This is a genomic window from Nocardioides coralli (assembly GCF_019880385.1).
GTDB lineage: Bacteria > Actinomycetota > Actinomycetes > Propionibacteriales > Nocardioidaceae > Nocardioides > Nocardioides coralli.
This window is the reverse complement of sequence record NZ_CP082273.1, coordinates 755918-768533: the sequence shown is the minus strand read 5'-3', so window position 1 is coordinate 768533 and position 12616 is coordinate 755918. Positions and strand designations below refer to the sequence as shown.

The window sequence follows — 12616 nt, the reverse complement described above, 5'->3', positions numbered from 1 at the left end:
CGGCGCCGGGTCAGTCGCCGTCCCGCAGCGCCACCAGCCGGCGCACGGCGTCGCGCAGCTCCTGCTCGGGGTCCGCTCCCTGCTCGCGCGCCTCGGCGACCAGGGCCAGCAGCCGCTCGCCGATCCCGTCGCCCGCCGGGTCACCGGTCGAGGTGGGCGCGCCGCCCCCGCCCGCTCGGCGCAGCCGGTCGAGCACCTTGTCGGCGTAGAGCAGCGCGGGGAGCCCGGGGGCCAGGCCCTCGGTCACCGACGTACGCCGCTTCTCCTCGGCCTTGCGCGCCTCCCACACCTCGTTGACCGCAGCGGGGTCGAGGCCCGCGGCGTCGACGTCACCGAAGACGTGCGGGTTGCGCCGGACCATCTTGGCCGTGACGTCCGCGGCGACGTCGGCCATCGTGAACTCGCCGGTCTCCTCGGCGATGGCGGCGTGCAGGAACACTTGCAGCAACAGGTCCCCCAGCTCCTCACGGAGATGGACGGCGTCGCCCGTGTCGAGCGCCTCCAGGGTCTCGTGGCACTCTTCGAGGAGGTAGCGGGCCAGCGAGCGGTGGGTCTGCGCGGCCTTCCACGGGCACTCGGCCCGGAGCCTCCGCACCACGGCGAGGAACTCGAGGACGTCCCGGTCGCCGCTCATGCCACGAGGACCGCCGCCGGGCTCAGCGACCGCAGCGCTGGGTGGAGGGGAGCCGTCGGGCGAGCACGGCGTTGGGCTCCGCGGCGTTGCCGCTGCGGGCGGTCTCGCTGACGGCGAAGGAGAGCGAGCGGTCCTCGTTCCGGATGGTGCCCTCGCCCGCGACGGTGTTGAGCGAGGGGTCGAACTCGACCTCGTTCTCGGCCACCCAGGTCGCGAACTCCTCCTGCCCCGCGGCCAGGAACGCCTGCCGGTCGCCCTCGCCCTCCAGCACGACCTCGCCGACCGACGCCTGCACCTCCTCCACGTAGAGGGGCGCTGAGTCGACCACGAGCACCGACTCACGGACCTCCTCGGGCAGTCCGGCCACGCCCCGACGGATCTGCGCCAGCTGGGCCGTGTAGTCCTCGCCGTCGAGCGTGATGCCGTAGTCCTCGGCGACCTGGTCGGCGATCGAGCGCAGGGCGAGGGTGCCGGCGATGCCTCCGCGGAAGTAGGCGTTGGGCACGGTCTCGGCCTGCTGCTCCAGCTGCGGGGTCACCGCGTCGCAGAAGTCGACCGCGATCTCGTCGACCTCGGCCATCGTGATCGACTCCTCGCCCACCTGGACCGCCACGCCCGGGTGCATCCCGGCGCCGGCGCATCCGGTCAGGGTGAGGGCGGCGACGCCCACGACGAGGGCGCCCCGGAAGCGGCCACGGGTCTTGCTCACGACTTCTCCTTCTGCTCCTGCGGGTCGATCACGGAGTCGATCACGCCGCGGGCCCATTCAAGCAGGGCCACTCCCTCCAGCGGACGGCCCGTCGCCCCCGGGGTCCCCGGCCGGGGCACCAGGACCGTGCCGAGCTGGCTCTTGACGATGCTCTTCGGGTAGAGCCGCTGCAGCCGGACCACGCGCGACTCCGGCAGCTCCACCGGGGCGAACCGCACGTTGCGGCCGGCGACCGTGACCTCGCCGACCCCGGCCTGACGCGCGCGGGCACGGAAGCGAGCCACCAGCAGCAGCGCCGCGACCGGCTCCGGCGGCTCGCCGTACCGGTCCTGCATCTCCTCGAGCAGCACGTCGACGTCGGCGTCGGCGCGGACCTCGGCCAGCCGCTTGTACATCTCCAGGCGCAACCGCTCGCTCGGGATGAAGTCGTGTGGCAGGTGGGCCTCCACGGGCAGCTCGATCCGCACCTCGCGCAGCTCGGGCTCCGCCTCGCCCTTGAACTCCTGCACGGCCTCGCCGACCAGCCGGACGTAGAGGTCGAAGCCGACGTCGGCGATGTGCCCCGACTGCTCCCCACCGAGCAGGTTGCCGGCGCCCCGGATCTCGAGGTCCTTCATCGCGATCGCCATGCCGCCACCGAGGTCGGAGTGCTGGGCCAGGGTGGCCAGTCGTTCGTGCGCGGTCTCGGTGAGCGGCTTCTCGGCCGGGTAGAGGAAGTAGGCGTAGGCGCGCTCCCGGCTGCGACCGACCCGGCCGCGCAGCTGGTGGAGCTGGGAGAGTCCGAGGGTGTCGGCCCGCTCGATGATCATGGTGTTGGCGTTGGAGACGTCGAGCCCCGACTCGACGATGGTCGTGCAGACCAGGACGTCGAAGCGCTTCTCCCAGAAGTCGAGCATCACCTGCTCGAGCTGGTGCTCGCCCATCTGTCCGTGGGCCGTCGCGACACGGGCCTCCGGGACCAGCTCGCGGATCCGCGAGGCGGCCTTCTCGATCGAGCTGACCCGGTTGTGGATGAAGAACACCTGGCCCTCGCGGAGCAGCTCGCGGCGGATGGCGGCCGTGACCTGGCGGTCCTCGTAGGCGCCGACGTAGGTGAGCACCGGGTGCCTCTCCTCCGGCGGGGTGGTGATGGTCGACATCTCCCGGATCCCGGTCACGGCCATCTCGAGCGTCCGCGGGATCGGGGTGGCACTCATGGACAGCACGTCGACCGAGGTCCGGAGCCGCTTCATCTGCTCCTTGTGCTCCACGCCGAACCGCTGCTCCTCGTCGACGATGATCAGCCCCAGGTCCTTGACGCGGATGTCGGGGTTGAGCAGCCGGTGGGTGCCGACCACGATGTCGACGGAGCCCTCGGCCAGACCCGCGATGACCTCCCGCGCCTCGGCGTCGGTCTGGAACCGCGACAGTGGCTTCACGGTGACCGGGAACCCGCTCATCCGCTCGGCGAAGGTGGAGAGGTGCTGGGTGACCAGCAGCGTGGTCGGCACCAGGACCGCCACCTGCTTGCCGTCCTGCACGGCCTTGAAGGCCGCCCGCACCGCGATCTCGGTCTTGCCGTAGCCGACGTCGCCGCACACCAGCCGGTCCATCGGCACCGTGCGCCGCATGTCGGCCTTGACCTCGTCGACCGTGCTCAGCTGGTCGGGGGTCTCCTGGAACGGGAAGGCGTCCTCGAGCTCGCGCTGCCAGGGACTGTCGGGGCCGTAGGCGTGCCCCTGCGTCGCCTGCCGCGCGGCGTAGAGCTTGATCAGCTCGGCCGCGATCTCGCGCACCGCCTTGCGTGCCCGGTTCTTCCGCTTCGTCCAGTCCGCGCCGCCGAGCCGGTCGAGACTGGGCTGCTCGCCGCCGACGTACCGCGTCACCTGGTCGAGCGCGTCGGCCGGCACGTAGAGCCGGTCCGGCGGGCCACCGCGCTTCGAGGCGCCGTACTCGAGCACGAGGTACTCCCGGACGGCCCCGCCGACCTCGCGCTGCTTCATCTCGACGAACCGGCCGACGCCGTGCTGCTCGTGCACCACGTAGTCCCCCGCCGTCAGCTCCAGCGGGTCGATCTGCTTCTTCCGCCGGGCCGGCATCCGGCGCATGTCGCGGGTGGAGGTCTTCTGCCCGGACAGGTCGTCGCCGGTGAGCAGGGCCAGCCGCAGCGACGGGTCGACGAAACCGTGGTCGAGCGTGCCGGTGGTCACCGTCACGACGCCCGGCCGAGGCTCCAGCTCCTCCGGTGCCACCAGGGCGGCGGGCACGTCGTGGTCGGCGAGCACCTCGACCAGCCGCTCGGCCGGACCGTGGCCGGGGTGGACGACCACCACGCGGTGCTGGTCTGCCAGCCAGCCGCGGACGTCGGTGATGGCGCGCTCGAGGTCGCCGCGGTAGAGCTCGGCCGCCTTCGCCGGCAGCAGCCGTGAGTCGACCGCGTCGGCGTCGACCTCGACGCCCTCGTCGCCGAGCCCGAAGGGACTGACGCTCCACCAGGCCTGCTCACGGCCCAGCACGTGCTCCCGGACCTCGCCCAGCTCGCGGTAGGACGCAGCGCCCAGGTCGATCGGTGCCTGCCCGCCCCCGGCCGCGGCGGCCCAGCTGGCGCCGAGGAACTCCTCGCTGGTGGCGACCAGGTCGTGGGCACGGGCCCGGACCCGCTCCGGGTCGAGCACGAGGACGTGCGTGTCGACCGGCAGCAGGTCGACGAGCAGCTCCATCTCGTCCACCAGCACCGGCGCCAGCGACTCCATGCCCTCCACGGCGATGCCGGCGGCGATCTTGTCGGTCAGCTCGACCAGCTGCGGGTGCGCCTCGCCGAGCGCGGCCGCCCGGCGGCGTACGTCCTCGGTGAGGAGCAGCTCACGGCACGGCGGTGCCCAGAGCCGGTCGACCTGCTCGAGGGTCCGCTGGTCGGCGACCGCGAAGCTCCGGATCTCCTCGACGTCGTCGCCCCAGAACTCCACCCGGAGCGGGTGCTCCTCCGTCGGCGGGAAGACGTCGACGATGCCACCGCGGACCGCGAACTCGCCGCGCTTCTCGACGAGGTCGACGCGGGAGTACGCCGCGCCGGCGAGCCGTGTCACCACGTCCTCCAGCGGCACGGTGTCGCCCGCGACGAGCTCGACCGGCGCCAGGTCGCCGAGCCCGGCGACCTGCGGCTGGAGCAGCGACCGCACCGGGGCCACCACGACCCGCAGCGGTCCCTGCCCGGCGGCGGTGCCCGGGTGGCGGAGCCGACGCAGCACCGCCAGCCGCCGGCCGACGGTGTCGTTGCGGGGGCTCAGCCGCTCGTGCGGCAGCGTCTCCCAGCTCGGGTAGTAGGCGACCTCGTCGGGGTCCACGACGTCGCCGAGTGCCGCCACGAGGTCCTCGGCCTCGCGGGCCGTCGGGGTGACGGCGAGGACGGTGCGGTCCTGACGCAGCAGCCCGGCCACCACGAACGGGCGCAGGCCGGCCGGGCCGGTGAGGTCGAGCGCGGCGACGGCGCCGCCCTTCGCGTCGGTCATCGCCTGGGCCAGCGTGGGCTCGGCGAGCACCGCGTCGGTGAGATGGGTGAGGGTCACGGGTCACCTTCCGGGCGCACGTCCGACCCCCGGCCGGGTGCGACGGGGGGTGTTGCCCGCGAGTCTACGGTGGCCTCGTGAGGTCCCTGCGGAGGTCCCGACGCACCGTCTCCGGCCTGGCGCTGGCCGGCCTGCTCCTCGGCGGCTGCTCGCAACCGGCCACCGGGCCGGCCTCGACCACCGGGCCCACCGGCGTCCCGGATCCCGCACCCACCGCACGGCCCGACGACGGCGGCGCGAAGGTCTCCGAGGGACTGGAGGACGTGCTCCGGAGGACCCGCTCCGGAGCGCCGCGCCGCCCGTCCACCGCGCGTCAGGCGGCCACCCAGATCCGGGTGGCCGAGCGGGTGATCGCCGACCCCGCCACGAACGCGGAGGACCTGGCGCTGGCCGGGCACGCGCAGCAGGTGGCCTACCGGACGCTGGCCGACCGCCCGGCCTGGGACGCGCGGGTGCGCTCCCTGCTGCCCCGGCCGCTTCGGAGGCGGGCCGCCGACAACGTGGCCGCCCGGCGGGCATTCCGGTCGATGCACGCCACGCGTGACCGGGACCTCGCCGACGAGCTCCCGGCCTGGCGCATCGTGGAGCCCCTGCCCGCCGGACGGCTGCGCCGGCTCTACCGGGCGGCCGAGCGGCGGTTCGGCGTGGAGTGGGAGTACCTCGCGGCGATCCATCTGGTCGAGACAGCCTTCGGGCGCATCGAGGGGACCTCGGTGGCGGGCGCCCAGGGCCCGATGCAGTTCATCCCCACCACCTGGGACATCTACGGCGCGGGGGGCGACGTCGAGGATCCCCGCGACGCGATCCTCGCGGCCGGCCGGATGCTGCGAGCCAACGACTTCGCAGGCGACCGGGCCGGTGCCCTCTACCGCTACAACAACCACCCGGCGTACGTCCGTGGGGTGACGCTGCACGCGGAGGTCATGAAGCGGCACCCTCGGTCCTTCCTCGGCTACCACGCCTGGCAGGTGCACTACCTCACCCGGCACGGGAGCATCTGGCTGCCGGAGGGGTACGCCGAGAAGCGCCCCGTGCCGGTACGGCAGTTCCTCGCGCGGCGCGGCTGAGGCTCAGGCGCTCTCCCACCAGTCCAGCGACTCGGGGTCGTCCCGCAACCAGCCCAGCACCGCCACCGCGTCGAGCTGGGAGTTCACGCGGAACTTGTGCAGCACGGACTTCACGTGGCTGCGGACCGTGGCCTCCGAGACGTTGAGCGCGTCGGAGATCTGGCCCACGCCCTGACCGGCGTAGAGCATCCGGAGCACCGTCCGCTCCCGCGGCGTCAGGGAGTGCACCCGCTCGACCAGGCCGTCCTTGCGCGACTGGGAGCGATGCCACTCCTCGACCAGCTCGGTGCGCTCCTGGTCGTTGACGAGGGTCTCCCCGGCCAGCAGCCGGTCCAGCGCCTCCACGACGTCGGCGAGGCCGGTCGAGCTGGGCATGATGCCCTGCACCCCCACGTCGAGCACGGCACCCCAGAGGGGGCCCGAGGGCGTCCCGGTGAGGAGGAGCCAGGGCAGGTCGAGGGTCCTGAGGCACTCGGTGGCCTCCCGCAGCCGGGGAGCAGGCACCAGGTCGGTCATGAGCAGGCCCACGTCCGCCTCGACGTCGTCCAGCCTCGCGGTGTGGCTGCGGGTACGCCGCCCACCGGGCCAGACCGGCGTCTCGACCTCGTAGTCGTGGCCCCCGAGGGCGCTCGCCACCGCGTCCGAGACCAGGTAGAGCGGCGACACCACGGCGACGCGGGGCCTACCCGTCGATCCCGGCATGCTTGCCTCCCCCTCGCGGCCCGGGCTGGCGCGCCCGCGACACGGGCGCCCGTGGCCGACACGTCATCGTGTCGCCGCTTCGCGCCGGGTCGCGGACCAGTCCAGCGACTCACCTACATTTGGGGATGGGATCGGCGGCGCGGATGGACCATCGTTGGATGTGGGCCCCCAACGCCCACAGGGCCCACCAGTCGCCCGTCACGACAGTCCGGGAGGACGCGGTCCCGAGCCAGGCCCCCACCATGGCCGGGGCACCACGCCCCTCCCAGCCCCTAACGGCACCCAGGGGCACGACGGTCGGTCGCGACTGGTGGGCTCACCCGGAGTGTCGCCCATGGATCCTCCCCAATTTCTGGTATAGGCCAGGACCCGGTTGGCACTTGCGCCACGCCGGGGTCCTACGCTTCCCTATGGAGTCATCGCCGAGCCAGGCGTAGGGGCGGCTCGCGACGGGAGGGTCCACCGGGGGGATCAACCGTCCTGAGCCGACGTCTGGTTCGGATCATGTACATGGATCCCGGGGGGGCGGACCATGATGGGGAAGTTTCGCATCCCTGATGGGGTGTGGGGGTGGCACGGGACACTGCTCGTCGCGCTCGTGTGCGTGACGCCGGCTCTCGTGGCGTTCTGGCTCGCGCCGGAGACGCGCAACGTCGAGGACGCCGCGGGCATCGGAAGCCTGGTGGTGCATCCCGTCGTGCTGGCGGCCGCGCTCGGTCTCTACTTCGCGTGGCGGCTGACCGGCGAACCGGGCCAGGCCTGGCTGGCGGCCGCGTTCGTCGCCCTGGCCATCAAGGGGTTCTCGTTCGCCGCGCTGCGGCTCGCGCACGGGCCCGGGCTCGTCGACCACTCGACGACCCTGCTGGTCACCGACCTGTTGTTCACGGCGACCGTCGTCGCGATGCTGTGGTGGGGACGCGCGGTGCCGCCGCAGCTGGACCCGCTGCTGCTCGGGGTCTGCCTGGGTGTCGTCTTCTCGGCGTTCCGGATCGGGATGGTCGAGTCGGGCCGCGGCTACCCGGCGGCGGTGCTCGGCATCCTGATCTTCGCGGGGGCGGGCATGGCCCTGCTCTACATCGCGTTCGCCGTCGCCGCGGCCACCCTGGTGCCGGTGCCCGCGTGGGCGCGGATCCGCATCGTCACCGCCGTGGTCCTGCTCGGCCTCAACCAGCTCGTCGTCCACCAGGGGGGCGAGGGTGTCGGATTCGCGGTCGTGTCGATCCTCACCGACCTGCTCTTCGCGGTGCTGCTCTGCGTCGCGGCGAGCGCGGTGCTCCGGCTGACCATCCGTGACAGCACGAGCACCGTCACGGAGCTGAGTCGGCGGGTCGCCGACGTCGAGGAACGCAACCGGCTGGACCGGGAGCGGCTGCACGAGATGGACGCCGCGATCGCCGGGATCGTCACCGCCAGCGAGCTCATCCACGACGGCACCCGGCTCTCGCCGGACCGGCGGGCGCAGCTCGAACGGATGGTGGAGGCGGAGATCGCGCGCCTCGGTGGGCTGGCGACCCGCGGACCCCGGGTGACCCCGGTCGGGCCGGTCGACCTCGACCAGGCGATCGAACCCGTGGTGGTGGCGCAGCGCGTGCTCGGGCGCCAGGTCGACTGGACGCCGACCGGGCACCTGGTGCGTGGCCGCGCGGACGACATCACCGAGGTCGTGACGACGCTGCTGGAGAACGCCGCCCAGCACGCCCCGGGCTCGCCGGTCAGGGTCGCTGCCCGTGACATCGGCGCAGCGGTGGAGCTCACGGTCTCCGACCTCGGGCCCGGCATCCCCCGGGAGGTCTCGGCGCGCCTGTTCGAGTGGGGGGAGCGCGGACCGGCCTCGCGCGGTCAGGGCATCGGCCTCAACGTCGCGAGGCGGCTCGTCGAGGACCTCGGGGGGTCTCTGCGGATCCTGTCCACCCCCGGCTGTGGCGCCACCTTCGTCCTCCGTCTCCCCTACGAGAGGGCCGGGCATGGCGCCTCCCGCGCGCGCGCGTAGCAGCCTGCGGATCCTCATCGTCGAGGATCACACGCTCTTCGCCGAGTCCCTCGAGCTCGCCCTGTCGATGGAGGGCTACGACGTACGCCGGATGGCGGTCTCGGAGATGCGCGGCTCACAGGCGGCGCTGGTGTCCGCCATCGTCCGGCTGCACCCGCGGATCGTGCTGCTGGACCTCGACCTCGGGCACTTCGGCGACGGCGTGCGCATCATCGCGCCGCTCGCACGGGCCGGGATCTGGGTGGTCGTGGTGACGGCCTCGCCCGACGAGAGCCGGTGGGGCCAGTGCCTGCGCTACGGGGCGCGCAAGGTGCTCAGCAAGACCCGCCCGCTCAACGAGATCATGGCCACCGTCCGTCGGCTGAACCAGGGCCTGCCGGTCATCGACCGCGAGGAGCGGGAGCGGCTGCTCACCGCCTGGCACCGCGACCGGGAGGACCAGGAGGAGCTGCACCTGCGTCTCGAGCGGTTGACCGGCCGGGAGCGCCAGGTGCTCGGCAACCTGATGGAGGGCAACACGGTGCGGGACATCTCGCGCGCCAGCGTCGTCTCCGAGGCCACCGTGCGGACCCAGATCAAGTCGATCCTGGCCAAGCTCGAGGTGTCCTCCCAGCTCGCAGCCGTCGGCCTCGCCCACAAGGTGGGGTGGCGACCCCCCACTCCGTAGCGGCCGCCGCCGGCACCGCGGTCACGCCAGGACTCACCAGCCGTCCAGCACCGGTCCCGGTCGTTGAGGCACCCGACAGCGCCGGGCCCTGGCCGCCACCTCGCCTCCGGGCGGGGGGTCTCCAGAGGGTTCGGCCACGGCCACCCTCCCCAGCCCGGGCGGTGAGGGCGGCTGGTGAGCCGTCAGCGGGTCCCGAGGGGCCCTGCAGACCACCCTCCCCGGGCCGCCGTGGAGTTGGGAATCCCCAATTGTGGGGAGCGCTCAGGCGTTCTCGACCCTTTCCCTCATTTGTGGCATGTCCGGTGCAAACGCGTGTTCCTACGCTGCACGGAACGACGTGCGGCGACACCGATGCGCTGCTGTTCCGGGGGGAACTGAAACCGATGACGCAGATCGCTGCACCCTTGCTGGGGGACCTCCGCCAGGAGGTCGGCCAGCAGGTGTCGGCGGCGACCCCGGCCGCGGCCGGGAGGGTCACGCGGTTGCCCCGGCTCCGTGTGGAGCCCCTGATCCACCTGCTGGCGGCGTCCGCGGCGCTGGCCGCCACGTGGCCGGCAGGTGTCCACCCCGAGCCGCTGGCGGCGGCCGGCCTCCTGCTCACCTGGCCGGCGCTGCTGGCGGCCCTCGGCTGCTGGGCCGAGCGCCCCCTGGCGAGCACCCTGAGCCGGCTGCGCCCGGTCGTCCACGCCGGTGCGGTGGTCGGGCTCGGCTGCTGGGTGGGGTCCGGGCTCGGCATCGCCCTGCTCGACGGTCTCGTCGCCCCGGTCGCCGCTGTCGTCGCCGCCTCGGCGGCCACGGTGCTCATGGCGGGGTGGCTGGGCGAGCGCGGCGTACGCCTCGTCGTCGCGGGCGCTCCTGCTGATGTCGAGCGCGCGCTGGACGAGCTGGCTCGCGATCCGCAGCGGTGCCACGTGGTCGCCACCTGGCTGACCCGGGAGGGCGAGGACGTCCACGGACCGGTCACCGAGGCCGAGGCGGAGGGACCCACGGCACTGGCCCTCGCCCAGGGTGCGGACGCCCTGCTGGTGGTTCCGGGCCCGGGCCTCACGCCGACCACCATCCGCCGGCTCGCGTGGGCGGCCGCGAGCCACCAGCTGGAGCTGTACGTCGGGACGGGGCTGATCGACGTCGCCCCGTCCCGCACCACCACCGTCCGCGCGGGTGGCATGGGCGCGGTGCACGTGCGCCCGGCCGCCGGACGCGGCTGCTGCCGGTTCCTCAAGGACGTGGCCGAACGGGTTGCCGCCGCCTGCGCCCTGGTGCTGCTGGCGCCGGCCCTGCTCGTGGTGGGACTGCTGGTCCGCCGGGACTCCCCCGGCCCGGCGTTGTTCCGGCAGCGCCGGGTGGGCCGCGACGGACGCGAGTTCACGATGCTGAAGTTCCGCACCATGTGCTGTGACGCCGAGCAGGCAGTCGATGCGCTGGCCGACCGCAACGAGGCGGACGGCGTGCTGTTCAAGCTGCGCAGCGACCCTCGGGTGACACCGCTGGGGGCGGTCCTGCGTCGGTACTCCGTCGACGAGCTGCCGCAGCTCTGGAACATCGTGTGCGGTCACATGTCTCTCGTCGGGCCCCGGCCGGCGCTGCCCAGCGAGGTCGAGCAGTACGACCACGACCCGCGCCGCCGGCTCGCGGTCAAGCCGGGTCTCACCGGCCTGTGGCAGGTCTCGGGACGGTCGGACCTGTCCTGGGAGGAGTCGGTGCGGCTCGACCTGAGCTACGTCGACAACTGGTCGCTGCCGATGGACGCCGCGATCCTGGGCCGCACGGTGCGGGCCGTCGTGGGGCACCGCGGCGCCTACTGAGACGCGTTACCCACAACGGGCGATGCCCGGCCCGTGTCACGATCCCTACCGTCCTGCCATCGCGACGCTGGTGGGTGCGTCGCCCGGGTGGGGGGAACCACACATGATGCGCAGGACCCTGACAGTCTCCGTGGCCGCCGCCTGCGTGGCGGCGCTCGCGTCCGTGCCGGCCACGGGGTCCGACCACGTCCATGGCGGCGTGGTCGGTGAGCAGGCCGAGCGGTGGGTACCGATGATCGCCACCACCGACGGCCAGCCGAAGCCGATCGCCTACACCGTGGCCGAGGCCGGAGACGAGATGGTGGTCGGCGGCCGGTTCCGCACCGTGGAGAATGGCGACCGCACCCAGCAGCTCACCCGACGCAACGTCTTCGCCTTCGACGCCCGCACCGGGGCCATCAGCCCCACCTTCGCACCGGACGTGGACGGCATCGTCTGGAGTGCCGTCTCCGACGGCACCTCGGTGTGGCTCGGCGGGGCCTTCCGCAACGTCAACGGGCAGCCGCGCTCGACGGTCGCCAAGCTCGACCTGGCCACAGGAGCGCTCGACCCGACGTTCGCAGCGCCGTTCCGGGGAGCGCGGGTGACGGACATGGAGCTGCACGACGGCCACCTCGTCGTGGCCGGCACGATCCCCCGACGGATCATGTCGCTGAGCCCGGTGACAGGTCGGCGCACGACGTACCTGGACCACCAGGTCGGCGGGCGGCTGCCCAACAGCAACTCCGCGCAGGTCTTCAAGTTCGACATCAGCAGCGACGGCGAGCACCTCGCCGCCGTCGGCAACTTCCTGACCGTCGACGGCGCCGACCGGCCGCGGATGTTCCTCCTCGACCTCGGCGACACCAGCTCGGCCCTGTCGCCGTGGAACTACGAGGCGAACGGCGTCAGCTGCACCTCCACGCGCCGCAACGCCATCGCCTACATCCAGGACGTCGACTTCGCGCCGGACAGCTCGTGGTTCGCGGTGGCCGCCTTCGGTTTCCGCTACCAGCCGGACTGGAAGGGCCGCCAGCTGTGCGACGGCGTCGCGCGCTTCGAGACCGACGAGCTCGACCCGTTCGAGCCGACCTGGCTCAACTACACCGGCGGCGACTCCCTGAAGTCGGTGGCGGCCACCGACGCGGCCGTCTACGTGCAGGGCCACTCGCGGTGGCTCGACAACCCCGACGCGTTCGACCGGCCCGGTCCGGGGTCGGTCGAGCGGCCGGGTGGTGGCGCGGTCGACCCGGTCACCGGTCTCGCGCTGTCGTGGAACCCGGTGATGCCCCAGCAGTCCGGGGGCTACCAGATCCTGCCGACGGCCGAGGGCGTGTGGTTCGTGACCGACGGCGTCCGCTTCGGCGGTCGCTACCACCGGGGGATCCGCTTCGCGGCGTTGCCGTGAGGCCGGCGCCCAGGCGTTACCCACTAGTGGTGATGCCGCCCCCGGTGCGGCTCCCTACGCTCACGTCAGGAGCGGCACCGGTGGGGGTTGGGCCGCGTACGAGGTGGGGG

9 protein-coding genes are annotated in these 12616 nt (G+C 73.1%); 5 read left to right on the top strand and 4 right to left on the bottom strand.

The features are described from left to right. Positions 1-10 precede the first annotated feature (10 nt). Genes K6T13_RS03770 through mfd form a run of 3 tightly spaced genes read right to left on the bottom strand, consistent with a single transcriptional unit; the run spans position 11 to position 4888 of the window. Positions 11-634 carry a nucleoside triphosphate pyrophosphohydrolase gene (locus tag K6T13_RS03770; protein WP_222897199.1) on the bottom strand — a complete coding sequence of 208 codons (624 nt, stop codon included), beginning with the start codon at positions 632-634 and terminating at the stop codon, positions 11-13. Between the two features lie 22 nt (positions 635-656). Further along, positions 657-1343, bottom strand: coding sequence for a hypothetical protein (locus K6T13_RS03765; RefSeq protein WP_222897198.1), 687 nt, complete (start codon positions 1341-1343; stop codon positions 657-659). Further along, positions 1340-4888, bottom strand: a complete 3549-nt coding sequence (gene mfd, locus K6T13_RS03760) for a transcription-repair coupling factor (protein ID WP_249423919.1) — start codon at positions 4886-4888, stop codon at positions 1340-1342. The genes K6T13_RS03765 and mfd overlap by 4 nt, the downstream gene beginning before the upstream one ends. 77 nt (positions 4889-4965) lie before the next feature. Between mfd and K6T13_RS03755 the strand changes: the two genes are divergently transcribed. Next, positions 4966-5955, top strand: coding sequence for a lytic transglycosylase domain-containing protein (locus tag K6T13_RS03755; RefSeq protein ID WP_222897197.1), 990 nt, complete (start codon positions 4966-4968; stop codon positions 5953-5955). Between the two features lie 3 nt (positions 5956-5958). Here the strand turns inward: K6T13_RS03755 and K6T13_RS03750 are convergent, their stop codons facing one another. After that, positions 5959-6621, bottom strand: coding sequence for a helix-turn-helix transcriptional regulator (locus K6T13_RS03750; protein WP_222897196.1), 663 nt, complete (start codon positions 6619-6621; stop codon positions 5959-5961). 568 nt (positions 6622-7189) lie between these two features. On the opposite strand from K6T13_RS03750, the gene K6T13_RS03745 reads away from it, so the two are divergent. The 4 genes from K6T13_RS03745 to K6T13_RS03730 all read left to right on the top strand — a co-directional run bounded on the left by K6T13_RS03745 (position 7190) and on the right by K6T13_RS03730 (position 12506). Continuing rightward, positions 7190-8647, top strand: a complete 1458-nt coding sequence (locus K6T13_RS03745; protein ID WP_222897195.1) for a sensor histidine kinase — start codon at positions 7190-7192, stop codon at positions 8645-8647. Then, positions 8622-9314: a response regulator gene (locus K6T13_RS03740; protein WP_222897194.1), complete on the top strand. Its 693-nt coding sequence runs from the start codon at positions 8622-8624 to the stop codon at positions 9312-9314. The genes K6T13_RS03745 and K6T13_RS03740 overlap by 26 nt, the downstream gene beginning before the upstream one ends. 383 nt (positions 9315-9697) lie before the next feature. Next, on the top strand, positions 9698-11119 hold the full coding sequence (locus tag K6T13_RS03735) for a sugar transferase (protein ID WP_222897193.1): 1422 nt from the start codon (positions 9698-9700) through the stop codon (positions 11117-11119). A gap of 103 nt (positions 11120-11222) precedes the next feature. Beyond that, entirely contained in the window at positions 11223-12506 is a 1284-nt protein-coding gene (locus K6T13_RS03730; RefSeq protein WP_222897192.1) for a hypothetical protein, read from the top strand. The last annotated feature ends 110 nt before the right edge of the window (positions 12507-12616 follow it).